The sequence below is a fragment of the Qipengyuania benthica genome, assembly GCF_030717865.1.
Taxonomy (GTDB): Bacteria; Pseudomonadota; Alphaproteobacteria; order Sphingomonadales; family Sphingomonadaceae; genus Qipengyuania; species Qipengyuania benthica.
Map to the genome: position 1 here is coordinate 984668 of NZ_JAVAIL010000001.1, position 24845 is coordinate 1009512.

The window sequence follows — 24845 nt, forward strand, 5'->3', positions numbered from 1 at the left end:
CGGGCGGTGTGCGCGACCGGCATTATGCTGTCAAATCAATCGGTATATTGGGGCGGCACCTTGCCGCCGCTGGCGGCCAGTTCGCGCATGGTGCGGCGGTGCAGCCAGAGATTGTCTTCGGCGCTGCCGTCGTAATCGGCGCGGCCAAGCTCATTGGCGAGCGCCTTCCGGCTCTCGTAGTCGGAATCGACGTTGATCAGCTTGAGCAGGTCGACGATCGAGGTGCGCCAGTTGAGGCGGTCGGAACCGGGCATCGAGTCGAGGCTGTTCTCGACGTCGATCCTGTCGTCGGAGGCGCGTTCGGGCTTGGGCTGCGCCGCGCTCGCCTCGGCGTTGGTCGATCGCGCTCCAGCTTGTGCCGGCGCAGCGACCGTGCGGGTCGCTTGCGCTCTCGCAAGTTCGGGTTCCGTGCCGAAGATCGCATCCTTGATCGAACTGAAGATACCCATGAAAATTGCGCTCCGATTGGCGCATCGCGTTGATGCGCTTGCCAAGCCTCAACGGAACGACACCCGGGGTGTTCCGCGCGAAACGGGCTTTCGCCGCGCGGGCAGGCCTGCCAAGAAGCCAGCCATGCTCGACATTGTCCTCTCGATCACAGTGCTCGCCGCCATCGCCCTGTGCGGTGGCGCCTGGCTCGCGTGGAAGCGCGGCCATCGCAAGCAGGCGCTTCTGATGCTGGTGCTGGTAGCCGTCGCGCTGCTCAATGTGGCGATCTGGACCGTCCCCGACGAGGGCGGAACGGCCCCGCTCGATCGGGTCGAGCGGGGCGCAGTCGAGTAGTCGCGGCCGGGCTCAGTCGGGCAATTCCCACCTGACCGCATTGGCAAAGCTGCCTGCCACCGCATCGCCCTTGGCATTGCGCGCTGGCTCGAAGCGTGCGCGCTGTTCGAGCAAACGGCAGGTCGCGGTATCGAGTATCGAGTGGCCGGTCGAACCGGTGATCGTGCAATCGGTGACACGGCCATCCGCGGCGATCTCGAGGCGGAACCGCGCAGTCCCGGTGAGTTCTCGGGCGATCCAGCTCGAACGATAGTCGTTGCTGGTGATCCAGCGCCCGGGATCGTTGCGCGGCCGTGCGGCCAGTGGCGCGACCCCGCTCGGGGTCGAGACGGCGCTAGGCTGGGGTGCCGGAATGGCGGTCGGATCGGAACCGGGCCGTTCGACGATGGGCCGCGTCGGAAGAACGATTTTGGTCGTCTCGAACCCCGGCGTGGGCGGCTCGAACGTGATCGGAGGTGTGGGCGCGACGATCGTCTCCACCGGGGCGCGAGCCTCTGGACGCGGCTCGCGCTGCGGTTCGGGCGAGGGTTCGGGAGGGGGTGGCTTGGGCAATTCGATCTGCGCACCGGTCAGTGGCTTTGGCGGCGGCTTCAGCACGCCCGTAAACGACAGGCCGGTGATCAGCGCGGTGCCGATGGCGGCGTGGACCGCGACGACGGCGATCATGCCGGTGGGGGACGGGCGGCGGATCTGGTCGGCATAGGCCATGGGTCAGTCCTCTCTCTGCTTGCGACCGCCCGTGCGACAGGAGAAGCCAGGCGGCCTGCTTGGAGAGCATGTTACAACATCACAGAGCCTGCAAGACATTTCGCGTTGCCCGGTGCAACGGCTCCGCCCCCGCGCTGGCCAGCGACAGGGCGGTGCTATGCGTTACTGGAAGCGAGAGCCAGCGGCTGTCCGCCGCCGGCTCACTTGATCGGGCAGGAGGGATCGAGCCGGAAATCGAGGTAATTGTCGACCGAGGCCATCAGCTCGTCCTGCTCGTTCTCGAAGAAGTGGTTGGCGCGCGGGATCTCTTCGTGATGTACGGTGATGTGCTTCTGGGTGCGCAGCTTCTCGACCAGCTTGGTCACCGCATTGGGCTGTACCACCGTGTCCTGCGCGCCGTGTATGAAAATCCCGCTGGCCGGGCAGGGGGCGAGGAAGGAGAAGTCGTACATGCTCGCCGGGGCGCCGATCGAAATCCAGCCGCGGACTTCGGGACGGCGCATCAGCAGCTGCATCCCAATCAACGAGCCGAAGCTGACGCCCGCGACCCAGGTCGTCTGCGCTTCGGGATGGATCGACTGAACCCAGTCGAGCGCCGAGGCAGCATCGGACAATTCGCCTACGCCATTGTCGAAGCTGCCCTGGCTGCGACCGACACCGCGGAAGTTGAACCGCAGGGTAGCAAAGCCGCGATCGACGAAATTCTTGTAGAGCTTCTGCGTGATCTGCTCGTTCATCGTCCCGCCGCCCTGGGGGTGCGGGTGGAGGATCATCGCGACCGGCGCGCGCGGGCGCGGCGCAGGCGAAAAACGGCCTTCGAGACGGCCCTCGGGGCCGGGGAAGATGACGGTCGGCATGGTTGGGGTACCTAGCGAGATGGTTGGCCCGTGCTGCCGGTGGTGGCGCGCGAGAGGTCGCGGGCTATATAGTGTTTCCGTCGCAATTCGCAATTGTTTAGAGCCTGTCCCATCGCCGAACGCATCTATCTCGATCACGCTGCCACCACGCCGATAAGGCCCGAAGCGCTTGCCGCGATGGAAGCAGGCTGGCGGCTGTGGGCCAATCCCTCCAGCCCGCATGCCGAGGGGCGCAAGGCCAAGGCCGCGCTGGAAGCTGCGCGCGCGCGCATTGCTGCGGCGCTGGAGTGGGACGGCGAGGTGATTTTCACAAGCGGCGCGAGCGAGGCGGCGCAGCTGGCGCTGGGGAGCGCGCAGGCGGGTGCGCGGCTGGTCGCGGCCAGCGAGCACGATGCGATCCTCGGCGCGGCGCCCGACGCCGAGCGGTTGCCGGTCCAGCCCGACGGCGCGCTCGATCTGGAAGTGCTGCAGGAGGCGGTCCAGCGCGAGCGTCCGCTGGTGGCGGTGCAGCAGATCAATTCGGAGACCGGTCAGCGGCAGGATCTCGCCACCATCGCCCCCACCGTCCGTCAGGCGGGCGGCGTGCTGCTCGCCGATTGCGCGCAAGGCACGGGCAAGTTCGCGATGCCCGATTGCGACATGGCGATCCTCTCGGCGCACAAATTCGGCGGGCCGGTGGGCGTGGGCGCGCTGCTGGTGAGGGATTACAAGCTGCTCAAGCCCAGCGGCGGGCATGAGCGCGGCTATCGCCGGGGGACAGAGAATCTGCCGGGAGTGCTCGCCATGGCGGCCGCGCTGGAGGCCTGTGACAGACCATATTGCGATCCGGATGTCCTTGAGCCGCTCGCGGCGCTGGCCGAAGATTGCCACGCCATGGGGGGCACCTGGCTGGCCGACCGGCTTGCCGCACCCACGCCCTATATCCGCGCCATCGCCATGCCCGGCATGAGCGGCAGCGCGCAGTTGATGCGCTTCGACATGGCGGGGATCGCGGTTTCGCAGGGCAGCGCCTGTTCGAGCGGAAGCCTCAAGCGGAGCCATGTGCTCGAGGCGATGCAGCTCGAACCCGACATTGCCGACCGCACCATCCGGGTCAGCCTCGGCTGGACCACCACCCGAGCCGAAGTCGAACGCTTCTGCGACGTCTGGCGCGAGTTGGCGCAGCGGGACTGACTCGCCCCCGACCAAACACCGCTTCGACAAGCCCGCCCCGAGCGGTTAGGATCGCATCCGACATGATCTATCTCGACTATCAGGCGACAACCCCGCTCGCTCCCGATGCGCGCGACGAAATGATGCGTTGGCTCGACGGGCCCGCCGGCAGCGGCTTCGGCAATCCGCATTCGCCGCACCGCATGGGGCGCGAGGCCGCCGCCGCGATCGCGCTGGCGCGCGACCGCGTCGCGGCGCTGTTCCCGCCCGGGGGAAAGGTGATCTTTACTTCCGGAGCCACCGAGGCGATCAATCTCGCCATCCGCGGGACTGCCAGCCGCGACGAGCGTCGCACGGTATCGGTCTCCGCGATCGAACACGCCGCGGTGCTCGACACTGCGCGCAGCATGGGCGCCTGCCACGAGTTGAACGTCGCCAAGAACGGCCAGTGCAACACGAAGCAGGATCTGCCCGCCGACACGCGGCTGGTCTGCGTGATGCAGGTCAACAACGAGATCGGCACTATCCAACCGACGATCGACTGGCACCGGAAGGCCAAGGGCGCCAACGCGCTCTACCTCTGCGATGCGGTGCAGGCTTACGGGAAGATCGAGCTGACCGCGGCGGACATGATCGCGGTCAGCGCGCACAAGCTGCACGGGCCCAAAGGCGTCGGAGCGCTGTGGGTCCGCGACGGGCTCGAGCTGGCGGAGGTGCAGACCGGCGGCGGGCAGGAATTCGGCATCCGCTCGGGTACGCTCAGCCCGGCGCTGATCGCGGGCTTCGGCGCTGCGGCCTTGCTGGCGAAGGAGCAGATGGCGGCTGATGCCGAGCATGTCGAAAAACTTTGGCGCTGCGCGCGCGAGCTGTTTGCGGACTGGAAGCTCAACGGCAGCGAGGAGGCGCGCTGGCACGGCAATATGAACATCCGGCCGCCCAAGAAATATGGGGGCCTGGATGTGAACCGGCTGATGAGCGAGGTGCGCGACGTGATGTTCTCTGCCGGCTCCGCCTGCGCCAGCGGGTCGGGGCGCACCAGCCATGTGCTCGAGGCGATCGGGCTGTCGGCCAAGCGAGCCAAGAGCTCGATCCGGCTGGGCTGGGGCCGCTACACCACGCTCGACGAGATCGAACAGGCGGCGGAGAAGATCAACGCGGCCGCGAAGGCGCAGGGGCTATGAGCGTGCGCGTGACCTTCACGACCGCACGCGACGAGCGGGTCGAAGCCGTGGGCGAACCCGGCGACAGCCTGCTGACGCTGGCGCAGGCCGCTGGCCTGCCCCTGGAGGGCACCTGCGAAGGGCAGATGGCCTGCTCGACCTGCCATGTGGTGGTCGATCCCGAATGGTTCGCGAAACTGCCGCCGGCGAGCGAAGACGAGGAAGACATGCTCGACCTCGCCGCCGGCGTGCGTCGCACCAGCAGGTTATCCTGCCAGATACTGCTCGACGAAAGCCTCGATGGGCTGGAAGTTGCGATCCCTGGCGACAGCCACGACGCACGGCGATTTTGAACTTCTGTCGAGTTGATTTCGAGAGTCCAGGCGAGTTCGTCCTCGCAGGTGGCATTTGATCGCTGGCTGCCCTTTGGCGGTTCGGTTGGGTCGGCGGCGTTTTTCCGTGGCAGCCTTGAGATTCGAACGGTACTTCGGTTCGAAATGAGCATCTCCGCAGCCCAGTCCGCCTACATCCTGACCCTTTCCTGCCAGGATCGCGTCGGGATCGTTGCCGCGGTCAGCGGCCATCTGGCGCGGCTCGGGGGATTCATCCTCGATAGCCAGCAATACGCCGATCTGGAGGCGGGACGCTTCTTCCTGCGCATCGAGTTCAAACCGGACGGTGGGGCGTTCTCCGAAACGCTCGACGAGCTTCGCGCCGGGTTCGCTCCGATCGTTCGCCAATTCGATCTGGACTGGGAACTCCTGCCCTCCAACCACCAGCCAAAGCTTCTAATCGCCGTGTCGCAAGGCAGCCATTGCCTCAACGATCTTCTGTACCGCTCACAGACTCGCAACCTGCCCGTGGAGGTGGTCGGGGTCGTGTCGAACCATCCCCAGCTTCGCGAGCTGACGGAGTGGCACGGGGTCGCCTACACCCATCTTCCGGTTACCCCGGACACGCGAGAGGAGCAGGAGGAGAAGCTCTTCTCGCTGTTCTTGGAACAAGAGGCCGACTATCTTGTGCTGGCGCGCTATATGCAGGTGCTGTCGCCGGAACTCGTCGAACGGCTTGCCGGGCGGTGCATCAACATTCATCACAGCTTTCTGCCCAGCTTCAAAGGCGCGCGCCCGTATCGCAGCGCGCATCAAAGGGGGGTGAAACTGATCGGGGCGACGGCTCATTTCGTGACGAGCGACCTGGATGAAGGCCCGATCATCGAGCAGGATGTCGAACGGGTGGATCATCGTGCCACCGAGGAGGACCTGATCCGGATCGGTCGGGATATCGAGGCCCGGGTGCTTGCAAGAGCGGTGCGCTGGACTGCAGAACGCCGAGTCTTCCCGAACGGCATGCGGACGGTGGTTTTCCGTTAGGCTACGCCGGCCTGATCGTCAGGCTGTCGAACGAAAAAGCCCCGCCATATCGCTACGGCGGGGCTCTCTATCTCGTTAGGCACCGTCCTGGAATTAGGCGGCTTCGAGCTCGCCTTCCTTCACCGTCTCGCCGACTGCTTCGATCAGCGCCTTCGAGAAGGCGGGAATGTCGTCGGGGTTGCGGCTGGTGATGATGTTGCCATCGATCGCCACTTCCTTGTCGACCACATTGGCGCCTGCGTTCTTGAGGTCCGTTCGGATCGAGTTGTAGCTGGTCGCGGTCTTGCCTTCGATGGCTCCAGCCTCGATCAGCAGCCACGGCGCGTGGCAGATCGCGGCGATCGGCTTGCCCGCCGCGTTGAATTCGCGGACGATCGCGACGGCACGCTCGTTGGCGCGCAGCAGGTCGGGGTTGATCTGGCCGCCTGGGATCATCAGCGCGTCGTAGCCTTCGCAATTGGAAACCTCGTCGACCGTCTTGTCGACATCGACGCTCTGGCCCCAATCGTCCTGGTCCCAGCCCTTGATCGAGCCGCTCTGGAGGCTGACGACGGTGGTCTTGATGCCGGCCTTTTCGAGATTGGCCTTGGGCTTCATCAGTTCGCTCTGTTCGAAGCCGTTGGTGGCGAGGATCATCACGTGCTTGGTCATGGGTAACTCCTTGAATTGCTGTTACCTCCTCAACGTATGGGGAAAGCCCGCCGTTCCCCGTTGGTAGCCAGAGCGTGGCGGTGATAGGGCGGGGCGACTGGAATCATTTCCGCCCATCGCTCGAGGAGCCGTGACGCCGCCGAACCGGGGTCGTCGCGAAGCTCGATATGGCCCCGCAGCCGGCGGCTTCGGGCATCGAGCGGATGAGCGGCTAGGAATGCGAAATGCCCAAGAGCGACATCACCGAGCCCGATCCCCTGGATGCGATCGTCGATACCCCCTTCGACTCCGCGCTGTCCGAGCGCTATCTGGTCTATGCGCTGTCGACCATCACCGCGCGCTCGCTGCCCGATCTGCGTGATGGGCTGAAGCCGGTCCACCGCCGCCTGTTGTGGGCGATGCGTCAGCTCAGGCTCAACCCCACCGACGCCTTCAAGAAGAGCGCGCGCGTGGTCGGCGACGTGATCGGCAAATACCACCCCCACGGCGATGCCAGCGTTTACGACGCGATGGTCCGGCTCGCGCAGGATTTCGCGCTGCGCTACCCGCTGGTCGAAGGCCAGGGCAATTTCGGCAATATCGACGGCGATAACGCCGCCGCCTATCGCTACACCGAAGCGCGGATGACCCGCACCGCGGTGCGGTTGATGGAAGGCCTCGACGAGGGCACGGTCGATTTCGTCCCCACCTACAACGGCGAGGAGCAGGAGCCCGAGATATTTCCCGGCCTGTTTCCCAATCTGCTCGCCAATGGCTCGAGCGGGATCGCGGTGGGCATGGCGACCAACATCCCCAGCCACAATGTCGCCGAAGTGGTCGATGCCACGCTCGAACTGATCGACAACCCGCATGTCGAGCACGCGCGGCTGATGGAACTGTTCCACGGCCCCGACTTCGCCACCGGCGGGCTGGTGGTCGACGGGCCCGATGTGATCGCGCAAGCTTACGAGACAGGGCGCGGCAGCTTCCGCGTACGCGGACGGTTTCACGCCGCCGAGGCCGAGAAGCCTGCGGATCGCGAGGCCGGTATCGAGCGGCTGGGCAGCGGGCAGTGGCAGCTGGTGGTCAGCGAGATCCCCTACCAGGTCCAGAAAGGCAAGCTGATCGAGCAGATCGCACAGGCGATCGCCGATCGCAAGCTGCCGATCCTCGAGGATGTCCGCGACGAGAGCGACGAGCAGATCCGGCTGGTGCTGGTCCCGCGCAGCCGCAACGTCGATCCCGAGCTGCTCAAGGAATCGCTCTACAAGCTCACCGATCTGGAAACCCGCTTCGGACTCAATCTCAACGTCCTCGACGCCACGCGCACCCCGATGGTGATGGGGTTGAAGGAGCTGCTGGGCAATTGGGTCGCCAGCCAGATCGACATCCTCCAGCGCCGCAGCCGCCACCGGCTCGACCAGATCGCCGCGCGGCTCGAACTGGTCGAAGGCTATATCATCGCCTTCCTCAATCTCGACCGGGTGATCGAGATCATCCGAACCGAGGACGAGCCCAAGGTGCTGATGATGGCCGAGTTCGGCCTGACCGACCGCCAGGCCGAGGCGATCCTCAACATGCGGCTGCGATCTTTGCGCAAGCTGGAGGAAATGCAGCTGCGCCAGGAAAAGGACGCGTTGCTCAAGGAGAAGGACGAGCTCGACAAGCTGCTAGGCTCGCCTGCGCGCCAGAGAACCCGATTGAAGCGCGATCTTGCCGACCTGCGCAAGGAATATGGGCCCGACACGCCGCTGGGGCGCCGCCGCACCAGCATCGAGGAAGCCGCGCCCACGGTCGAATTCAGCATGGATGCGATGATCGAGAAGGAACCGATCACGGTTATCCTGTCGCAGCGCGGCTGGGTGCGCGGCGCGCGCGGGCATGTGCCGCTCGATCAGGAGTTCAAGTTCAAGGAAGGCGACGGTCCGGCCTTCGCGGTTCATGCTCAGACCACCGACAAGCTGCTGCTCGCGGCGGACGATGGCCGGTTCTTCACGCTGGGCGCGGACAAATTGCCGGGCGCGCGCGGCTTTGGCGAACCCTTGCGCAACACGCTCGATATTGACGCCGAAGCGCAGATCGTGGCGATGGTGGTGCATGCGCCGCATCAGCGGCTGCTGCTCGCTGCGAGTACGGGCAAGGGCTTTGCCGCCACGACCGGCGATCTGCTGGCCGAGACGCGCAAGGGGCGCCAGGTGGTCAACCTCAAGGGCGACGCGAAGCTGGCGGTGGTGCGCCCGATCGCTGCCGGCGACGATCATGTCGCGGTGGTGGGCGACAATCGCAAGCTGGTGGTCTTCAACCTCGAGGAACTGCCCGACATGACGCGCGGGCAGGGCGTCCAGCTGCAGCGCTATCGCGATGGCGGGATGGCCGACGCGCGCACCTTCAGGCTCGAGGAGGGGCTCAGCTGGGCGATGGGCGGCGACAGCGGACGCACCCGGACCGAGCAGGAGATGTGGCAATGGAAGGTCGCGCGCGGGGGGGCGGGACGGATGCCGCCGCAGGGATTCCCGCGCGACAACAGCTTCGGCTGACGGGACACGCCAGCGCCGATCGTCTGCCACAGGAAAAGGGCCGGAAGCGTCGCAGCGCTTCCGGCCCTTTTCTCTTGAAGTTCTCGCCCTCGCGAAAGGGCGCAGGAATTACCCGGCGGTGCCTGAGACAGCGGCGAGGGCTTCGTCGATCTGCGCGGTGGTGAGGCGCGCGGTCAGGCCCGCCTCGCCGGCGTCGAAATGCTCTCGCTGCAGCGTGACGAGATCGGTGTCGTCGCCGCCGCGCGCGACCACCACCCGGTCGCCCTCGACTTCTGACACGGTGCCCAGCGGCTCGCCGTCGGCAGCGGTGACTGCGGCACCGGCGATCAGCGCCGCATCGCGGGCTGCCTCTGCCTCGGCGATCTGAGCGTCGACCATTCCATCGAGCTGCGCCTTGGTGACGGTGATGGTCGGGCCGCTCTCGCCCTTGCCGTACATATCGGCCCCGAGCGGGATCTTGTGCTTGCCGGTGTCGAGCACGGTTTGGCCGTTCTCGACCGAGACGATCGTGCCGACCGGGTTGCCTTCGGGACCGACGACGGTGGCACCTGCAGCCACCTGCTCGTTGGCGGCGGCGGTCTGTGCGAGCGCCGGAGCCCCGGAAACGGCGAGGGCGGCGGCGGCGAGGAACACGAATTTCATTTGAATCTCCCGATCAAGCTGGACACATCGCTCCCCGCAGCGCCATCGCGGCGCATGGAAAACGACAAGGCTGGCGATACGGCCTACGGACGAGAGCCCGGGCGAGGCCGCGACGCTCCCGGAGCCGGGAGCTGGTTTGTGATAGGCGGCTGGCCATCAAAGGCAACCGCCGACTTTCCGTATAGGGAAAGCTACCTTAAGCTTGGCTGAAGCTCAGCGTGCTTCCAGCGCAGCGTCGAGCAGCGCGTCGATCCGCTCGGGGCCGGGGAAGCCTTCGTCCACCCAGCGTCGCTCGATCGCCTGCATAATCCGCGCGACCTCGGGTCCGGGAGCGACCCCGCGGGCGATGATCCGCCCGCCCTTGAGCGGAAAGCGCGGGGCTTCCCAGCCATCGAGTTCGTCGATTGCATGGCCCTCCAGCAGGAGGCGGTCCCGTGCGCATGCGAGGCTCTCGCGATAGGCCAGGCCGCGCGGATCGCCGGCGTCTTCCGCTCCACGCTCTGCCGCGCAGACCAGCCGGGCGCGCTGGGCGCGCGACAGCCGGAGGCGCACCGCGACCGCTTCCGCCAGCGAGCGGATCGGCGGGACCAGCGCCGCGAGGCGGCGAATGGGGTCGGGCGCCGCGTTCTGGCTTCCTTCCTGCGCGATCAGAGCCGACAGACAGGCGCGCTCGTTGGCCCGCGCTTCGGGCAGGACGATTCCGAGCACGCCGCAATCCTGCATCAGCGCCACTGTACGGGCGGGATCGGGCAGGCCGAGGATGGCGAGCAATTCCATCGCCACTCGCTCGCGGCTCAACTCCCCGAGCGTGCTCGCCAACTCGCGACAGGCGTCGATCGCTTCCTCGTCCAATTGGTCGCCGAAGCGCGCCTGGAAGCGGAAATAACGCAGGATGCGCAAGTGATCCTCGCGGATGCGCTGCGATGCATCGCCGATGAAGCGCACCCGCCGCGCGGACAGATCGGCGAGGCCGCCGAAATAATCTGCAATCTCCAGCGTCTCGGGATGCGCGTAGAGCGCGTTGATGGTGAAATCGCGCCTGGCGGCGTCCTCGCGCCAGTCGCTGGCGAAAGCGACAGTGGCGCGGCGCCCATCGGTAGAGACGTCGTGGCGCAGCGTCGTTACTTCCACCGGCCCATGCTGAAGCAGCGCGGTTATCGTGCCATGATCGATCCCGGTCGGCACCGTGCGGATGCCCGCCGCGCGGCACAGTTCGATCGCCGCTTCGGGGAGGTGGATGGTCGCAGCGTCGATATCCTTGGCCGTGCCGCCCAGCAGCGTATCGCGCACCGCGCCTCCGACCCAGCGCAGGTTTTCGGCGCCGAGCGCGTCGACCAGCGCGGCAAGATCCTCGCGCTGGGTCCACTCTGTTGCGGGCAGGGTCGTCATCGCTCGCTCTCCTTGCCTTCGGTAACCGCTGTCTGCGTCCCTGCCTCCGTCCAGGCCAGCCGCCGCGAGAGGTTGTAGCAGATCGCCGCCGTCACGCCCCAGATGCGATAGCCGCCATGTTCGAGCTCGAGATATTCGCGTGTCGCGCCCTTCCAGAACACCGAATTGCGCCGCCAGTTGCGGTCGTCCATCAGCAGCGACAGCGGGGCTTCGAACCAGCTTTCGACTTCTCGTTCGCAGGCCATCAGCGGCAGGTCGGGGGGAACCACGCCGAGCACGGGCGTGATGTCGAAGCCGGTCCCGGTCTGGTAGCGATCGGTGGTGCCGATCAGACGGACCGCCTGCGGATCGAGCGCGAGCTCTTCCTGCGCTTCGCGCAGCGCCGCGGCGACCGCGTCCTCGCCCGGCTCCAGCTTGCCGCCGGGGAAAGCGACCTGCCCGGGGTGATCGCGCATGGTGGTGGGGCGCTGAGTGAGCAGGACGCCGGGTGCCTCCACCCGGTCCACCACCGCGATCAGCACCGCGGCATCGGCGGTGCGACGGGCATCGGCAAAGCGCCCATCGGACATGAGATCGTCGAACTCCTGCGCATGGCCGTGTTCGAACAGCGCCTGCAGCCGGTCGAACAGCGCGCTCATGCAGGCAGCAGGGAGAAGGTTTCGCCCTGGCTGGTCACGGTCCAGTCGTCACCGCGCGCGAGCGCGATCTGCGCCAATTGCTCATAGGTCGAGCGGTTGAGCCGCGCTTCGCAGCCGCGCCGGACATGGCAGTAGATCGCGGGCGCCTCGCGGTTACCCGCGGCGCGCAGCGCGTGGTCCGGTCCGACGATCACCAGCTCGTCGGTGTTGAGCCGCAGCGCGATCCCGTCGTCGACCATGCGGCAGTCGGTGGCGATGAAGGCCGCATCCTCGACCTCGATCGAGAGTTTCTGAACCGGCGTCACCAGCCAGTAGGCGCCCGCCGCGTCACGGGTCAGCAGTCCGGCGAAGGCGCGCACCATGGCCTGCCGCCGGATCTTGCCGCCATCGTGGTACCAGCAGCCGTCGACGGCGATCCGCATCTCGCTGTCGCCCTCGTTCGCCGGGCTCCATTCCTCGACTGGGGGGAGCTTGCGCTGCGCGACCTGTTCGGCGATCTCGGCGAGACCGAGCGAGGCGAGTTCGGGGGGCGGTTCGTAGGGCATGACGATGGCTCTGAATGGCTCTGAATGGCTTTGGGGCGCAGGGATGGCAGAGCGCGGCTAGTTCGCCAAGGCTGCGCGCGCTTCCTCGCTCCAGGGGCCGAGCATCCCCTCGTGCGGCAGCACGCCCGGGTTGTCTGTGCGAACCAGCAGCCGCGCCGGGTCCCACGGGCCGGGACAGTGCCACGATCGCGTAGGAGCCGCGGTAAAGCCCCAGGCGCCGTAATAGGCCTCGTCGCCGATCAGCACCTGCGGCAGCGCGGCGCGCGGATCGATCGCGCCCAGCGCAGCGGTGATCAGCGCCTTGCCATAGCCTTCGCCCTGACGCCCGGGCATCACCGCCACCGGGCCGACCATCAGCATCGGGTGCGGGCGTCCCCTGGGATCGGTCAGCGCGACCGGCCAGATTTGGATCGTGCCGGTGAGGTAATCCTCCTCGTCGAGCACCGCGAAGCTCAGGGCCTCGAGCCATTCGGTGCCTTCGCGGATGCGATAGGCGGTGCGCGCGTGACGGTCTTCGCCGAATGCGGCATCGAGCAATTGCTCGATCAGCGCGGGTTCGACCGCCGTCAGGGGAATCAGCGTGGCCATGGGCGGCGCGGACTAGGGCCCGCGCCCGGGCAAGTCGATAGCTATCCTCTTGCCCGAGCGTCGGCTCAGCGTTGATTTAGCCCGGGGTCAGGCGCAGCAGCCGGGCGCCATCGCCGTCTTCGAGCACCCACAGCGCTCCGTCAGGCCCCTGGATTACCGAGCGAATGCGCTCGCCCAGATCGTAGCGGGCGACCTCGCGCGCATTGGTCCCCTCCACCTCGACGCGGACGAGGCCCTGCGTCACCAGTCCCGAAATGATCGCATCGCCATCCCAGCCTGCGAACAGATCGCCGTCGTAGAACACGAAATTGCCGGGCGCGATGACCGGAGTCCAGCTCACCACCGGCTTGACGAAACCATCGTCCGGACTGTGGTCGGGAATGCCGGACCCGTCGTAATTCACCCCATTCGATCGCACCGGCCAGCCGTAGTTCTCGCCGCGCTGCACCAGATTGAGCTCGTCGCCTCCCTTGGGTCCATGCTCGATCTCCCAGAGGCGACCGCTGTCGTCGAAATCCATGCCGAGGATATTGCGGTGGCCCCAGCTCCAGATCTCGTCGCTGGCCCCGGCGCGATCGGCGAGCGGGTTGCCGGGCGCGGGCGTGCCATCGGGGTTGAGCCGGACGATGGTGCCAAGCGTGTTGCCGGTGTCCTGCGCCGGGGTCATCTTCTGACGATCGCCGCTGGCGACGAACAGGTAACGCTCGTCGGGGCTGAATTCGATGCGGTGCGAATAATGGCCGCGCCCGGTGACCTTGGGGGCCTGGCGCCAGATCACCGAGAGGTCCTCGATGGTGCACGAGGTCGGCTGAGCGCAGACCATCTGCCCGCGCCCGACCACCGCGCCGCGGGTATCGCCTTCGCCCGCCTCGGCCCAGCTTAAATAGATCGTGCGCGTGCCGAGGCTGGCGGAGGCCTCGCTGTCGAGAAAAGCGATATCGCCCAGACCGCCCTGGCCGCCGTAATCGACCTGCGGAGCGCCGGTGATGGTGATCGCCTGCCGCGTCTCGGTGTCGATCGCGTGCAGTTCGCCCGGCTTGGTGGTGAGCACCAGCACCGAGGTGCCGGGAACGAAGGCGGAGGCCCATGGCTCGTCGAAGGTTCCAAAGCTCTCGATCGCGAATTCGCCGTCGAATTCGCCGCCAGAATTTGCGCCCGCAACCGGGGTCGATTGGGCGGTGCTATCCCCGCTCGCCGCGTTGCCGCAGCTTGCAGCAAGCAGCAGGGGCGATAGGGTGGCGGCGAGGACGGATGCTTTGGTCATGATGTGTGCAACTCCCGACAAAGGCCTTGGTGCCGCCCCGCTGATCATCGGCGTGGACGAAGCGGGCCGCGGCCCGCTGGCTGGCCCCGTTGTGGCGGCGGCGGTGGTGCTGTGCAAGCCTTGCCCCGAGGGTCTCGACGATTCCAAGAAGCTCTCTCGCGCCCGCCGGGCGCAGCTCGAGCCGCGGATCCAGAGCTGCTGCGCCTGGGGGCTGGGGGTGGTCGAGCCCGAGGACATCGACCGGCTCAACATCTTCGGCGCGACCATGCTGGCGATGACGCTTGCGGTGACACGGCTGGTCGAGGCGCTCGCTTGTGCACCCGACGGCGTGCTGATCGACGGCAATCTGACGCCGCATGGCCGCTGCGAGGGATGGCACTGGCCGGCGCGGGCGATCGTCGGCGGCGATGCGCTCGAGCCGTGCATCTCGGCCGCCTCGATCCTCGCCAAGGAACACCGCGACCGTCTGATGCGCGCGGCGGCGCACTCGTATCCGCATTACGGCTGGGAACGCAACGCCGGTTACGGAACGCCCGAGCATCTTGCTGCATTGAGGACGCACGGGCCGAGCCCGCTGCACCGCCGCAGCTTCGCTCCGGTCGCGCAAGTGGAGATGTTCGCATGAGCTTCGCCTTTTCCGATATTCCCGATCAGACCGGCAAGACCGCCATCGTTACCGGAGCCAATACCGGCATCGGTTTCGCCATCGCCGAAGGGCTGGCGCGCAAGGGCGCACGGGTCCTGCTCGCCTGCCGCGACGCCGACAAGGCGCAAGAGGCGCAGGAGCGGCTGACATCGGGTCACGAGCGGGCGGATACCGAATTCCTGCCGCTGGATCTGGCGAACATCGCTTCGGTCCGCGACGCCGCCGAGAAGGCCGGCGAAGAGGAGCGGATAGACATTCTGGTCAACAATGCCGGGGTGATGATGCCGCCGCTGTCGCGTGCGCCCGGTGGCAGCGAGCTGCAGTTCGCCGTCAACCATCTGGGGCATTTCGCCTTTACCAGCCTCTTGCTCGACAAGCTGGCGGCTGATGGCGGGGCGCGGGTCGTGAGCCAGAGCAGCCTCGCCCATCGCGGCGCCGAAATCGACTTCGACAATCTCGACGCTGGCAAGGGCTACGGACGAACCAAGTTCTACGGGCAGAGTAAGCTCGCCAATCTGCTGTTTGCCTTGGAACTCGACCGCCGGCTGCGCGCGGCGAATTCGCCGGTGGTTTCGATCGCCTGCCATCCCGGTATCGCGCAAAGCGAGCTTACCCGCCATCTGGGCATGTTCGGTAGCCTGTTCGGATCGGTCGTCGGGCTGGTGTTGAACAGCAGCGAGCAGGGCGCCTTGCCCGCCTTGCAAGCGGCGAGCGACCCCGATGCCGAGGGCGGCGATTTCTACGGCCCTTATGGCTTCCGCGAAATGAGCGGGCGGACCTCGGGTCCGGCCTTCGCCAGCAAGCGCGCGCGCGATCCGCGGCTGGCGAAGCGGCTGTGGGACACCTCGATCGAACTCACTGGCGTCGATCCCGGACTGGAGCCCGCGGCGGTCGCGTGAGGCGCGAAGAATAAGCGTGCCGGGCGAGTCCAAAGCGCCACACCACTTCATCTGGAGTCGCAAAAAGACCAGCAGACTCAACATCTAGTAGCGGACTCCTTTCGTTCCTTCATGGCTAACGCGGAATTAACCATGGTCCCTTAGAACTCCGGCCTTGACCTGACGGCGGCTTGGATTCACCCTGTGGATAACTGCAGATGGGGGAATATGACATGGGGGTCCTCGAGGCCGGAATGACGCGCGTCGAAGCGCGCGAAGCGGCCATCGCAGCGCCGCGCGCGGCGATCTCGCAATTGCCGCTGGGGCAGATTCTCGATGGCGATTGCGTCGAGCGGCTCCGCGAACTGCCGACCGCTTCGGTCGATCTGGTCTTCGCCGATCCGCCATACAATCTGCAGCTCGGGGGCGATCTCAACCGGCCCGACGGCAGCCAAGTCGATGCGGTCACTGACGATTGGGACAAATTCGCCAGCTTCCGCACTTACGACGATTTCACAACCGCCTGGCTGCGCGAGTGCAAACGGGTTCTCAAGCCCGACGGCGCGCTGTGGGTGATCGGCAGCTATCACAACATCTACCGCGTCGGGGCGATCCTGCAGGATCTGGGGTTCTGGATCCTCAACGACATCGTCTGGCGCAAGACCAATCCCATGCCCAATTTCAAGGGCACCCGCTTCACCAATGCGCATGAGACGCTGCTGTGGTGCAGTCAGGGCGAGAAGGCCAAGTACCACTTCAACTACCGCGCGATGAAGACGCTCAACGACGAGCTGCAGATGCGCAGCGACTGGGTGCTGCCGATCTGCAGCGGCGGCGAGCGATTGAAGGAGGGCGGCACCAAGGTCCACCCGACGCAGAAGCCCGAATCGCTGCTCTACCGCGTACTGCTGGCGACCACCGAGCGCGGCGATGTCGTGCTCGATCCCTTCTTCGGCACCGGCACCACCGGCGCGGTGGCGACCAGGCTGGGCCGCGACTGGATCGGTTGCGAGCGGGAGGCGCCCTATCGCGATGCGGCGCGCAAGCGGATCGCCAAGGAACTCCCGCTCGACGAAAGCGCGCTCGCCACGATGCAGAGCCGCCGCGATGCGCCGCGGGTGGCCTTCGGTGCGCTGGTCGAGAACGGGCTGATCCCGCCGGGTACGCAATTGTTCGATCGCAAGCGCCGCTGGACCGCGGTGGTCCGCGCCGACGGCTCGCTGGCATACGAGAAGCAGACCGGCTCGATCCACGGGCTGGGCAAGGATCTGCAGGGCGCGCCGAGTTGCAACGGCTGGAGCTTCTGGCACTACGACAAGGGCGGCGAGGTGGTCCCAATCGACGCGGCGCGGCAAATGTACCTGCTGGCGACCGAGGATTGATCGCCGAGGTTGCTCGCCGACGAGGCGATTGGAGCGTTAAGCGATGACCGACCGCATCTACATCCGCCCGGTCGGTTTCGCACCCGGCCCGCAGAGCGAGCATGGCAACGCGATCCGGCTGGCGGGCGGAATGGTCTATGCGAGCCGCTTCGCGGTGATCCTGCGGCGCGATGGCGAGGTGGTCGAGCGCTGGCTCGCGTCGCCCGACATGATGAGGGAGGTGCTCGGCCAGCTCCCAGACGCAGCAGGCGCGGAGGCCGAGGCGCAATGGGCCAACCTCACGCTCGCGCATCCATCGCTCGCTCTGGGCGCGCGCACCATCCGGCTCGACCAGCCGCAGGTGATGGCGATCCTCAACGTCACCCCCGACAGCTTCTCCGATGGCGGGCGCTTCCTCGAGGACCCCGAAGCCGGGCGCGACCACGCCGCGGCGATGGTCGAGGCGGGCGCGGCACTGCTCGATATCGGCGGCGAGAGCACGCGGCCGGGCGCGCCGGTGCTCTGGGAAGGGGACGAGATCGCGCGCGTGGTCCCCGCGATCGAGGCTTGCGCGGCCATGGGCGCGGCGATCAGCATCGATACCCGCAAGGCTGCGGTGATGGAAGCTGCGCTCGATGCCGGCGCGCAGATGGTCAACGACGTCTCGGGCCTAGCGCACGATCCGCGCAGCCTCGAAATGGTGGCGGAGCGCGGCTGCCCGGTGGTGCTGATGCATGCGCCGGGCGCGGCGGGCGACGATCTGCACGCTGGGAGCGGTTACGGCAACACGGTGTTCGACGTCTTCGACGCGCTGCACGCGCGCCGCGATGCCGCGCTGGCGGCGGGGATCGCACCGGCGAACATCCTGCTCGATCCGGGCATCGGTTTCGGCAAGTCGCTGGCCGACAACACCGCGCTGATCAACGCGCTGCCGCTGTTCCACGCGCTGGGACACCCGCTGCTGCTGGGGGCCAGCCGCAAGCGGATGATCGGGGCGCTGTCGAACGAAGCGCCGGTCGGGCACCGCCTGGGCGGCAGCCTCGCGCTGGCGCTGGCGGGAATGAATGCAGGGGTCCAGCTGCTGCGCGTCCACGATGTGGCCGAGACGGTCCAGGCGCGCAACGTATGGCGCGGCTTGCGCGACGCGGCGCTGACCGATTTTTCCGATCTGCCGGGCTGACTCGCAGCCTTAGAGCGAATAGCCTCCGTCGCTGACCAGCACGGTCCCGGTGATGTTGGCCGCCGCATCGCTCAGCAGAAACCCGATCTCGCCCGCCAGCTCGTCGGGCGTGGCGAAGCGGCCGCGCGGAGTGGTCGCGGCCATCGCTTGCAGCGTGGCATCGCGTCCGTGCCGCTCGACACCCGCGCGAAAATCCGCCGAGCTTTCCCAGATGGCGGTATCGACCCCGCCCGGTGCGATCGCGTTGACCCGAATGCCTTCGCCCGCGACTTCCAGCGCGGCGATGCGTGCCATATGCGCCACCCCCGCTTTGGCGATGCCATAGGCGCCGATGCCCGCCACCGGCCTGATCCCGGTAACCGATGCGGTCAGCACGATACTGCCGCGCCGCCCCGCTGCCGGCTCGCGCCGGCGCATCGCCCCCAGAGCAGCCCGTAGCGACAGGAACGCGCCGTCCAGATTGACCGCCATGACCCGTCGCCAGTCTTCGAAGGAGTGGTCCGCGATTGCGCCGCCTGTGGCGATCCCGGCGTTGAGGACCGCGTGGTCGAGCCCTTCCAGCCGCGCATCCAGCCCGGTCCACAAGGCCTCTTCGGCCACGTCGCCGACAACCGCCTGGACCGGGCAGGACAGTTCCAGCGCGTCGAGACCCGCGGCGTCGCGATCGACCAGGATCAGTCGTCCGATCCCCTGCCGGTCGAGCCAGCGTGCGCTGGCCGCGCCGATGCCCGAGGCGGCACCGGTGACCAGCGCGGTTCTCGTGGTGTATGCAGATGTATCGCTCATGGTCCCTCGCTCCGGCTGGGGAGCTAGGCAGATCAGGCGGCGTTGTCGATCCCGAGGTCGCCGAGCTTGCGGTAGAGCGTCGACCGGCCGATCCCCAGGCGGCGTGCGACTTCGGTCATCCGCCCGCGATAATGGCCGATGGCGAGGCGGATCACGTCGGCCTCGATCTCCTCGAGCGCGCGCAGATTGCCGTCGTCGGTGTAGAGCATGACGCCGAGGCCGCGCTGGCGGCTTTCGGCGCGGTCCTCCATGGTTCCGAGCAATTCGGACAATTGCGGGAAGCTCTGGGCGGTCAGCGATTCGCCGTCGCAGAACACCGCGGCACGGAACAGCACCGCCTGCAGCTGGCGGACATTGCCCGGCCAGTCGTAGGCTTCGAGCAGGTTGAGCCCGCTGTCGGCGATCGAATGGTGGCGCAGGCCCGGCTGCTCGCCGATCCGGCCGAGGAAATAGCGAGTCAGCGCCGGGATATCGCCCGCGCGCTCGCGCAGCGCAGGCAACTGCACCAGCGTGCCGTTGAGGCTCTCGTAGAGTTTGCCGTCGAACTCGCCCGCCGCGACCAACGCCGCCAGCGGCAGATCGCTCGCCGCCATGATCCGGACATCGATCTTGAAGCCGTGACCGGCTCCGGTGGGGCGCACCACGCCGCTGGCGAGCACCTCGGCCAGACGCGCCTGCAGCGCCGGTTCGAGCCGGTCGATCTCGTCGAGCAGCAGCGTGCCGCCGTCGCATTGCTGGAGTGCGCCGACCTGCTGGTCGAAGGCGCCGGGAAAGGCGCCCTGCTCATGGCCGAACAGCAAGGATTCGATCGAGCCGGCGGAGGTTCCGCCGATCGCGATCATCCGCATCGGCGCCTTTGCGCGCGGGCTGGAGGTGTGCATGGCCCGCATCAGCATTTCCTTGCCGGTGCCGGTCTCGCCTTCGACGATCACATGGCCGTGGCCGCGCGCGGCGGTGGCTGCCTTGGCGAGCGCGGTGCGGAAGGGCGGAGCGGTGCCGACCATCGCATCGAAATCGAGCGTAGCGGGCATTTTCTCGGCCAGCGGCTGCAATTCGGCTTTGGGCGCTTCGGCGCGGGTCGCGCTGCGCAGGGTCGACAGCAGCCGTTCGGGAGCGACCGGTTTGATCAGATAATCGGTGGCGCCCGCGCGCATCGCCTCGACGGCGAGCAGCGGCGAAGCGCTGGCGGTGATCATCAGCACCGGAACCGCTGGACGACCGGACTTGAGCGAACGGATGAGATCGCAGGCATCCTCGCCCGGAACCCATTGGTCGAGCAGGATGGCGGCAAGATCATGGCACTCGGGCGTGGCGAGCAGGTCGAGCGCCTCTTCCGCCGATCCCGCCACCACCGTGCGCCAGCCCTCGCGCGCAGCGAGCGCGGCCACGAGCCGGCATTGTGCCGGCTCGTCGTCGATCAGCATCAGGAGGCGCGTTTCGCTCTCCGCCATAATGGTTTCCGCCCATTTCCATCCGCGCCGGAAAATTCCCGACGGACAAACGGCTTAGGCGAAATGGGTAAAAAGCGGATTAAGGCTGTTGCGCGGCGGGCGGGGCTTGAGCGGTCGCACGCCTCGCGATAGAGCGACGCATTGCAACCGTTTCCAGCCGGGGGAATACATGGCTTCGCCGCATAACGACATGAAATCGGCCACCAAGACCTACGACCGCTTCATCGGGAGCCTCAAATGGGTCGTGCCGCTGCTCGCGATCATCACGCTCGTCATCGTCATTCTGATCGCGGATTGATCGCGGCCTAGTGCGCATCGCGGTCCTGAAGGAAAGCGCGGCCGGCGAACACCGCGTCGCCGCCACACCCGAGACGGTGAAGAAATTCATCGCGCTGGGCGCCAGTGTCGCGATCGAGGAGGGTGCCGGGACCGGTGCTTCCATCCCCGACGAGTCCTATCGCGAGGCGGGGGCCGAGGTTGTTACCGGGCCCCAGGCGGTCGCCGGCGCGGACATCGTGCTGGGCGTGCAGGCCCCCGATCCGCTCGCGCTTGCGGGCGCGCAGCCTGGCGCCTGGATCGCGGCGATGTTCGATCCCTTTGCGGCGCGCGAGCGGGTCGATGCCTATGCCGCGGCCGGGTTCGAGGCGCTCGCGATGGAATTCATGCCGCGGATCACCCGTGCGCAAAGCATGGACGTGCTTTCCAGTCAGTCCAACCTCGCCGGCTACAAGGCGGTGATCGCCAGCGCCGACACCTATGGCCGCGCCTTCCCGATGATGATGACGGCCGCCGGCACGGTGCAGGCGGCGCGGGTGTTCGTGATGGGCGTGGGCGTCGCGGGGCTGCAGGCGATCGCCACCGCCAAGCGGCTGGGGGCGCAGGTAAGCGCGACCGACGTGCGCAGCGCCACGAAGGAACAGATCCAGTCGCTGGGCGCAAAGCCGATCTTCGTCGAGAACGTGGCCGGTATCGAAGGCGAAGGCTCGGGCGGCTATGCCACCGAGATGAGCGAGGAGTATCAGGCGGCGCAGGCCGAACTGGTGAGTTCGCACATCGCCAAGCAGGACATCGTCATCACCACCGCGCTGATCCCCGGCCGTGCGGCTCCCCGGCTCGTCAGCGACGCGCAGATCGCCAGCATGAAGCCGGGCAGCGTGATCTTCGATCTCGCGGTGGCGCAGGGCGGCAATGTCGAGGGTTCGGTGGCGGATCAGGTGACGCAAAAGCACGGCGTCAAGATCATCGGCTATGCCAACACCGCAGGCCATCTCGCCGCCGATGCCAGCGCGCTCTATTCGCGCAACCTCTACAATTTTCTCAGCGCATTCTGGGACGCCGAGCAGGGCAAGCCGGTGCTCGACGAGGAAATCGGCGACGCGGTGCGGCTGACGCAGGGCGGCCAGGTGGTGAGCGCGAGGTTGATGAAGTGAACCGCTACAGCGCCTCCGAAATCCTCCCCTCTTGGGGGAGGTGGCAGCGCGCAGCGCTGACGGAGGGGGGCTGAATGCAAGACCATTCCTCCAAGGCTCTCCAGCGAGCAAGAAAGCTGCGGTCGACCATGAGCCTTCCCGAGGTGCTGCTATGGAACCGCCTTCGCGGCAATCCGATGGGGGTGAAATTCCGCAAGCAGCACCCGCTCGGCGACTACGTGATCGATTTCTTCCGCGCATCCAAGCGCATCGCAGTCGAGATCGACGGCATTGCGCATGACCGGGGCAACCGACCGATGCGGGACAGCAGCCGCGATGCCTGGCTGCGCCGACAGGGCGTCGAAGTGCTCCGGATCCCGGCAGCAGAGGTGCTGCGAGACGTTGCCGCCGTTGCGGATGCCGTCGTTCGCTATTGCGCGGATCCGCCCCCACCGTCAGCCGCTGGCGCGGCTGCCACCTCCCCCAGGGGGGGAGGATTTCTCGGAGTGACCGGCTAGTGGACTTCATCTCAATCCTGTCGATCTTCGTGCTGGCCTGCTTCGTGGGCTATTACGTCGTCTGGTCGGTCACTCCGGCGCTGCACACGCCGTTGATGGCGGTGACCAATGCGATCTCCTCGGTGATCATCGTCGGCGCGCTGATCGCGGCGGCGGAGGCGGGGAGTCCGGCGGCGAAATGGCTGGGGCTGGCGGGGGTGGTGCTGGCGAGCGTCAACATCTTCGGCGGCTTCGCGGTCACCGAACGGATGCTGGCGATGTACCGGAAGAAGGAGAAGAAGTGATGGTCTCCTCCCCCACCACTCTTCGTCACCCCGGCCCCCGAGCCGGGGTCCAGCTTGTTTCCGGCGCAGCGCACACAGTAGCTGGACCCCGGATCAAGTCCGGGGTGACGCTATTTCTGCTGGCTGCATTCAGTGCCACCCCCGCGCACGCCGCCACAGGCGAGCCCGTGAACCCCTGGGTCGCGCTCGCCTATCTCGTCGCCGGCATCTTCTTCATCCTCGCTCTGCGCGGCCTGTCCTCGCCCGCGACCAGCCGGACGGGCAACCGCTTCGGCATGGCGGGCATGCTGATCGCGGTGGTGACGACGCTGGTCACGCATTGGCCAACTAAAATAGTCGGTTGCGAAGAGTTTGCAGCAAGGGGTGAGTTTGGTTTCTGTACCGAGCTCATCGTCCTCGACTGGGTTCTGGTCGGCGAGATTCTTATCGCCATCGCCATCGGCGCAATCATCGGCCTCACCATCGCCCGCCGCATCGCCATGACCGCGATGCCCGAACTGGTCGCAGCGTTCCACTCGCTCGTCGGCCTCGCCGCGGTGCTGGTGGGCTGGGCGGCCTATCTCAACCCTGCGGCTTTCGGATTGGTGACTGCGGACGGCGGGATCGGCGCGGTGAGCAAGATCGAGATGGGTCTCGGGATCGCCATCGGGGCGATCACCTTTTCGGGTTCGGTCATCGCCTTCCTCAAGCTTTCGGGACGGATGAGCGGATCGCCGATCCTGCTGCCCGCGCGGCATGTCGTCAACCTCGCCACGCTGGCCGCGATCGTGGTGCTGACCGCGCTGTTCGCGATGGCCACTCCCGGCGACACGTTGCCGCTGATCGTCGGCCTGACCGTGCTCGCCTTCGTGATCGGTTTCCTGCTGATCGTCCCCATCGGCGGGGCGGACATGCCTGTCGTGGTCTCGATGCTGAACAGCTATTCGGGCTGGGCGGCGGCGGCGATGGGGTTCACGCTGGGCAACACCGCCATGATCGTCACCGGCGCGCTGGTCGGTTCGTCGGGCGCGATCCTCAGCTACATCATGTGCCGGGCGATGAACCGCAGCTTCCTTTCGGTGATAGCGGGCGGTTTCGGCGCGGACAGCAGTGCCGGAGGCGGCGGCGAGGCGCGCGAGCAGCGCCCCTACAAGCAGGGCAGCGCCGCCGATGCCGCCTTCATGCTCGAACAGGCCGAGAAGGTCATCATCATCCCCGGCTACGGCATGGCGGTGGCGCAGGCGCAGCACGCCCTGCGCGAGATGGGCGACGTGCTGAAGGAGAAGGGGGTCGAGGTCAAATACGCCATCCACCCGGTCGCGGGGCGGATGCCGGGGCACATGAATGTGCTGCTGGCCGAGGCGAACGTGCCCTATGACGAGGTGTTCGAACTCGAGGACATCAATTCGGAATTCGCGCAGGCCGATGTCGCCTTCATCATCGGCGCCAACGATGTCGTCAACCCGGCGGCCAAGACCGACAAGAGCTCCCCCATCTACGGCATGCCGGTGTTCGATGTCGGCAACGCCAAGCAGGTGTTCTTCATCAAGCGCAGCATGGGCGGGGTCGGCTATGCGGGGGTCGACAATGATGTCTTCTACATGGACCAGACGATGATGCTGCTGTCCGACGCCAAGAAGATGGTCGAGGAAATCGTCAAGGCGATGGACTGATCCGATGCGCCGCACGCTTCTCGTCATACTCGTCGTCGCGCTCGCCGGTCTCGGCCTGTGGGGCTATTTCGGCGGCGTCGAGGAGGTGACGCAGCGCCGGGTCGAGGCCGCGCTGGTCGATGCTGGGGTGCCGCAGGAGCAGGCTGGCTGCATGGCCGCGCGGATGACCGAGCGGCTCACGCTCAACCAATTGCGCAAGCTCGAGCGGCTGGGCGCGCAGGAGGGGGAGACCGCCACCCCGCTCTCGTCGGGCGAGATTCTCGCGCGGGTGCGCCGGGTCGACGATCCCGAAGCCGTCGAAGTCACCGCCACCGCCGCCGCGATCTGCGCGCTGGGCTTCGGCAGGCGCGCACAATAGGTCGCGCTTGCATTCCCTCCCCCTTGCGGCACTATGCCGCAAAAAAGAGGGAGAGA

The 24845-nt window shown here is 66.9% G+C and carries 28 protein-coding genes; 16 read left to right on the forward strand and 12 right to left on the reverse strand.

Annotated elements, in window-relative coordinates; genetic code table 11:
- Positions 1–35 precede the first annotated feature (35 nt).
- Positions 36–449, reverse strand: coding sequence for a DUF3597 domain-containing protein (locus Q9K01_RS04920; RefSeq protein WP_305929069.1), 414 nt, complete (start codon positions 447–449; stop codon positions 36–38).
- 124 nt (positions 450–573) lie between these two features.
- Between Q9K01_RS04920 and Q9K01_RS04925 the strand changes: the two genes are divergently transcribed.
- A complete protein-coding gene (locus Q9K01_RS04925; protein ID WP_305929070.1) occupies positions 574–783 on the forward strand; it encodes a hypothetical protein in 210 nt (69 codons plus the stop codon).
- Positions 784–795: 12 nt separating this feature from the next.
- Here the strand turns inward: Q9K01_RS04925 and Q9K01_RS04930 are convergent, their stop codons facing one another.
- On the reverse strand, positions 796–1491 hold the full coding sequence (locus Q9K01_RS04930) for an energy transducer TonB (RefSeq protein WP_305929071.1): 696 nt from the start codon (positions 1489–1491) through the stop codon (positions 796–798).
- A 200-nt stretch (positions 1492–1691) separates the two neighbouring features.
- Positions 1692–2348: an alpha/beta hydrolase gene (locus Q9K01_RS04935; protein WP_305929072.1), complete on the reverse strand. Its 657-nt coding sequence runs from the start codon at positions 2346–2348 to the stop codon at positions 1692–1694.
- Between the two features lie 93 nt (positions 2349–2441).
- On the opposite strand from Q9K01_RS04935, the gene Q9K01_RS04940 reads away from it, so the two are divergent.
- The 4 genes from Q9K01_RS04940 to purU all read left to right on the forward strand — a co-directional run bounded on the left by Q9K01_RS04940 (position 2442) and on the right by purU (position 6033).
- Positions 2442–3521 (forward strand): cysteine desulfurase family protein, encoded by a 1080-nt coding sequence (locus tag Q9K01_RS04940; protein WP_305929073.1) that lies wholly within the window; start codon positions 2442–2444, stop codon positions 3519–3521.
- Between the two features lie 62 nt (positions 3522–3583).
- Entirely contained in the window at positions 3584–4681 is a 1098-nt protein-coding gene (locus tag Q9K01_RS04945) for a cysteine desulfurase family protein (RefSeq protein ID WP_305929074.1), read from the forward strand.
- Complete coding sequence (locus Q9K01_RS04950; protein ID WP_422785286.1) at positions 4678–5013, forward strand: 2Fe-2S iron-sulfur cluster-binding protein; 336 nt, start codon at positions 4678–4680, stop codon at positions 5011–5013. Before Q9K01_RS04945 ends, Q9K01_RS04950 begins: the two co-directional genes overlap by 4 nt.
- Positions 5014–5157: 144 nt before the next feature.
- Positions 5158–6033 carry a formyltetrahydrofolate deformylase gene (purU, locus tag Q9K01_RS04955; RefSeq protein WP_305929188.1) on the forward strand — a complete coding sequence of 292 codons (876 nt, stop codon included), beginning with the start codon at positions 5158–5160 and terminating at the stop codon, positions 6031–6033.
- Positions 6034–6126: 93 nt separating this feature from the next.
- Here purU and Q9K01_RS04960 read toward each other — a convergent pair whose 3' ends face one another.
- Entirely contained in the window at positions 6127–6684 is a 558-nt protein-coding gene (locus Q9K01_RS04960; RefSeq protein ID WP_305929075.1) for a type 1 glutamine amidotransferase domain-containing protein, read from the reverse strand.
- A 224-nt stretch (positions 6685–6908) separates the two neighbouring features.
- Between Q9K01_RS04960 and parC the strand changes: the two genes are divergently transcribed.
- Positions 6909–9200 carry a DNA topoisomerase IV subunit A gene (parC, locus tag Q9K01_RS04965; protein WP_305929076.1) on the forward strand — a complete coding sequence of 764 codons (2292 nt, stop codon included), beginning with the start codon at positions 6909–6911 and terminating at the stop codon, positions 9198–9200.
- Positions 9201–9308: 108 nt separating this feature from the next.
- On the opposite strand, the gene Q9K01_RS04970 is transcribed toward parC, so the two are convergent.
- The 6 genes from Q9K01_RS04970 to Q9K01_RS04995 all read right to left on the reverse strand — a co-directional run bounded on the left by Q9K01_RS04970 (position 9309) and on the right by Q9K01_RS04995 (position 14266).
- Positions 9309–9842, reverse strand: coding sequence for a hypothetical protein (locus Q9K01_RS04970; protein ID WP_305929077.1), 534 nt, complete (start codon positions 9840–9842; stop codon positions 9309–9311).
- Positions 9843–10055: 213 nt separating this feature from the next.
- Positions 10056–11231 carry a CCA tRNA nucleotidyltransferase gene (locus tag Q9K01_RS04975; protein ID WP_305929078.1) on the reverse strand — a complete coding sequence of 392 codons (1176 nt, stop codon included), beginning with the start codon at positions 11229–11231 and terminating at the stop codon, positions 10056–10058.
- Positions 11228–11869, reverse strand: a complete 642-nt coding sequence (locus Q9K01_RS04980; RefSeq protein ID WP_305929079.1) for a CoA pyrophosphatase — start codon at positions 11867–11869, stop codon at positions 11228–11230. Before Q9K01_RS04980 ends, Q9K01_RS04975 begins: the two co-directional genes overlap by 4 nt.
- Entirely contained in the window at positions 11866–12414 is a 549-nt protein-coding gene (locus Q9K01_RS04985; protein WP_305929080.1) for a DUF1285 domain-containing protein, read from the reverse strand. The genes Q9K01_RS04980 and Q9K01_RS04985 overlap by 4 nt, the downstream gene beginning before the upstream one ends.
- A gap of 57 nt (positions 12415–12471) precedes the next feature.
- Positions 12472–13002, reverse strand: a complete 531-nt coding sequence (locus Q9K01_RS04990) for a GNAT family N-acetyltransferase (protein WP_305929081.1) — start codon at positions 13000–13002, stop codon at positions 12472–12474.
- A gap of 76 nt (positions 13003–13078) precedes the next feature.
- Positions 13079–14266 (reverse strand): PQQ-dependent sugar dehydrogenase, encoded by a 1188-nt coding sequence (locus Q9K01_RS04995; RefSeq protein ID WP_305929082.1) that lies wholly within the window; start codon positions 14264–14266, stop codon positions 13079–13081.
- Here Q9K01_RS04995 and Q9K01_RS05000 point away from each other — a divergent pair.
- The 4 genes from Q9K01_RS05000 to folP all read left to right on the forward strand — a co-directional run bounded on the left by Q9K01_RS05000 (position 14265) and on the right by folP (position 18331).
- Entirely contained in the window at positions 14265–14891 is a 627-nt protein-coding gene (locus Q9K01_RS05000; RefSeq protein ID WP_305929083.1) for a ribonuclease HII, read from the forward strand. The genes Q9K01_RS04995 and Q9K01_RS05000 overlap by 2 nt on opposite strands.
- Positions 14888–15811 (forward strand): oxidoreductase, encoded by a 924-nt coding sequence (locus Q9K01_RS05005; RefSeq protein WP_305929084.1) that lies wholly within the window; start codon positions 14888–14890, stop codon positions 15809–15811. Before Q9K01_RS05000 ends, Q9K01_RS05005 begins: the two co-directional genes overlap by 4 nt.
- A 233-nt stretch (positions 15812–16044) precedes the next feature.
- Entirely contained in the window at positions 16045–17172 is a 1128-nt protein-coding gene (locus Q9K01_RS05010) for a site-specific DNA-methyltransferase (protein ID WP_305929189.1), read from the forward strand.
- Between the two features lie 43 nt (positions 17173–17215).
- On the forward strand, positions 17216–18331 hold the full coding sequence (folP, locus tag Q9K01_RS05015; protein WP_305929085.1) for a dihydropteroate synthase: 1116 nt from the start codon (positions 17216–17218) through the stop codon (positions 18329–18331).
- Positions 18332–18340: 9 nt separating this feature from the next.
- On the opposite strand, the gene Q9K01_RS05020 is transcribed toward folP, so the two are convergent.
- Both Q9K01_RS05020 and Q9K01_RS05025 read right to left on the reverse strand, forming a co-directional pair.
- Positions 18341–19117 (reverse strand): SDR family NAD(P)-dependent oxidoreductase, encoded by a 777-nt coding sequence (locus tag Q9K01_RS05020; RefSeq protein WP_305929086.1) that lies wholly within the window; start codon positions 19115–19117, stop codon positions 18341–18343.
- Positions 19118–19149: 32 nt separating this feature from the next.
- Positions 19150–20568 (reverse strand): sigma-54-dependent transcriptional regulator, encoded by a 1419-nt coding sequence (locus Q9K01_RS05025; RefSeq protein WP_305929087.1) that lies wholly within the window; start codon positions 20566–20568, stop codon positions 19150–19152.
- Between the two features lie 169 nt (positions 20569–20737).
- On the opposite strand from Q9K01_RS05025, the gene Q9K01_RS05030 reads away from it, so the two are divergent.
- The 6 genes from Q9K01_RS05030 (at position 20738) to Q9K01_RS05055 (ending at position 24789) form a co-directional block, all read left to right on the forward strand.
- Positions 20738–20866 (forward strand): hypothetical protein, encoded by a 129-nt coding sequence (locus tag Q9K01_RS05030; RefSeq protein ID WP_305929088.1) that lies wholly within the window; start codon positions 20738–20740, stop codon positions 20864–20866.
- A 10-nt stretch (positions 20867–20876) separates the two neighbouring features.
- Positions 20877–21998 carry an NAD(P) transhydrogenase subunit alpha gene (locus tag Q9K01_RS05035; RefSeq protein ID WP_305929089.1) on the forward strand — a complete coding sequence of 374 codons (1122 nt, stop codon included), beginning with the start codon at positions 20877–20879 and terminating at the stop codon, positions 21996–21998.
- Positions 21999–22126: 128 nt separating this feature from the next.
- Positions 22127–22495 carry an endonuclease domain-containing protein gene (locus Q9K01_RS05040; protein WP_340324257.1) on the forward strand — a complete coding sequence of 123 codons (369 nt, stop codon included), beginning with the start codon at positions 22127–22129 and terminating at the stop codon, positions 22493–22495.
- A complete protein-coding gene (locus tag Q9K01_RS05045) occupies positions 22495–22779 on the forward strand; it encodes a proton-translocating transhydrogenase family protein (RefSeq protein ID WP_305929091.1) in 285 nt (94 codons plus the stop codon). Before Q9K01_RS05040 ends, Q9K01_RS05045 begins: the two co-directional genes overlap by 1 nt.
- Positions 22780–22898: 119 nt before the next feature.
- Positions 22899–24431, forward strand: coding sequence for an NAD(P)(+) transhydrogenase (Re/Si-specific) subunit beta (locus tag Q9K01_RS05050; RefSeq protein WP_422785293.1), 1533 nt, complete (start codon positions 22899–22901; stop codon positions 24429–24431).
- Between the two features lie 4 nt (positions 24432–24435).
- Positions 24436–24789, forward strand: a complete 354-nt coding sequence (locus Q9K01_RS05055; RefSeq protein ID WP_305929093.1) for a hypothetical protein — start codon at positions 24436–24438, stop codon at positions 24787–24789.
- Positions 24790–24845 lie beyond the last annotated feature (56 nt).

Bases quoted from the DNA above. Each gene is read 5' to 3' on its own strand.
- Q9K01_RS05040 (WP_340324257.1), top strand. From the start codon at position 22,127: ATGAGCCTTCCCGAGGTGCTGCTATGGAACCGCCTTCGCGGCAATCCG.
- Q9K01_RS04970 (WP_305929077.1), bottom strand. From the start codon at position 9,842: ATGAAATTCGTGTTCCTCGCCGCCGCCGCCCTCGCCGTTTCCGGGGCT.
- Q9K01_RS04920 (WP_305929069.1), bottom strand. From the start codon at position 449: ATGGGTATCTTCAGTTCGATCAAGGATGCGATCTTCGGCACGGAACCC.
- Q9K01_RS04945 (WP_305929074.1), top strand. From the start codon at position 3,584: ATGATCTATCTCGACTATCAGGCGACAACCCCGCTCGCTCCCGATGCG.
- Q9K01_RS04960 (WP_305929075.1), bottom strand. From the start codon at position 6,684: ATGACCAAGCACGTGATGATCCTCGCCACCAACGGCTTCGAACAGAGC.
- Q9K01_RS04935 (WP_305929072.1), bottom strand. From the start codon at position 2,348: ATGCCGACCGTCATCTTCCCCGGCCCCGAGGGCCGTCTCGAAGGCCGT.
- Q9K01_RS05000 (WP_305929083.1), top strand. From the start codon at position 14,265: ATGATGTGTGCAACTCCCGACAAAGGCCTTGGTGCCGCCCCGCTGATC.
- Q9K01_RS05020 (WP_305929086.1), bottom strand. From the start codon at position 19,117: ATGAGCGATACATCTGCATACACCACGAGAACCGCGCTGGTCACCGGT.
- Q9K01_RS05030 (WP_305929088.1), top strand. From the start codon at position 20,738: ATGGCTTCGCCGCATAACGACATGAAATCGGCCACCAAGACCTACGAC.
- Q9K01_RS04990 (WP_305929081.1), bottom strand. From the start codon at position 13,002: ATGGCCACGCTGATTCCCCTGACGGCGGTCGAACCCGCGCTGATCGAG.
- purU (WP_305929188.1), top strand. From the start codon at position 5,158: ATGAGCATCTCCGCAGCCCAGTCCGCCTACATCCTGACCCTTTCCTGC.
- Q9K01_RS04995 (WP_305929082.1), bottom strand. From the start codon at position 14,266: ATGACCAAAGCATCCGTCCTCGCCGCCACCCTATCGCCCCTGCTGCTT.
- Q9K01_RS04980 (WP_305929079.1), bottom strand. From the start codon at position 11,869: ATGAGCGCGCTGTTCGACCGGCTGCAGGCGCTGTTCGAACACGGCCAT.
- Q9K01_RS05005 (WP_305929084.1), top strand. From the start codon at position 14,888: ATGAGCTTCGCCTTTTCCGATATTCCCGATCAGACCGGCAAGACCGCC.
- Q9K01_RS05055 (WP_305929093.1), top strand. From the start codon at position 24,436: ATGCGCCGCACGCTTCTCGTCATACTCGTCGTCGCGCTCGCCGGTCTC.
- Q9K01_RS04985 (WP_305929080.1), bottom strand. From the start codon at position 12,414: ATGCCCTACGAACCGCCCCCCGAACTCGCCTCGCTCGGTCTCGCCGAG.
- Q9K01_RS05010 (WP_305929189.1), top strand. From the start codon at position 16,045: ATGACGCGCGTCGAAGCGCGCGAAGCGGCCATCGCAGCGCCGCGCGCG.
- Q9K01_RS04950 (WP_422785286.1), top strand. From the start codon at position 4,678: ATGAGCGTGCGCGTGACCTTCACGACCGCACGCGACGAGCGGGTCGAA.
- folP (WP_305929085.1), top strand. From the start codon at position 17,216: ATGACCGACCGCATCTACATCCGCCCGGTCGGTTTCGCACCCGGCCCG.
- Q9K01_RS04975 (WP_305929078.1), bottom strand. From the start codon at position 11,231: ATGACGACCCTGCCCGCAACAGAGTGGACCCAGCGCGAGGATCTTGCC.
- parC (WP_305929076.1), top strand. From the start codon at position 6,909: ATGCCCAAGAGCGACATCACCGAGCCCGATCCCCTGGATGCGATCGTC.
- Q9K01_RS04925 (WP_305929070.1), top strand. From the start codon at position 574: ATGCTCGACATTGTCCTCTCGATCACAGTGCTCGCCGCCATCGCCCTG.
- Q9K01_RS05025 (WP_305929087.1), bottom strand. From the start codon at position 20,568: ATGGCGGAGAGCGAAACGCGCCTCCTGATGCTGATCGACGACGAGCCG.
- Q9K01_RS04930 (WP_305929071.1), bottom strand. From the start codon at position 1,491: ATGGCCTATGCCGACCAGATCCGCCGCCCGTCCCCCACCGGCATGATC.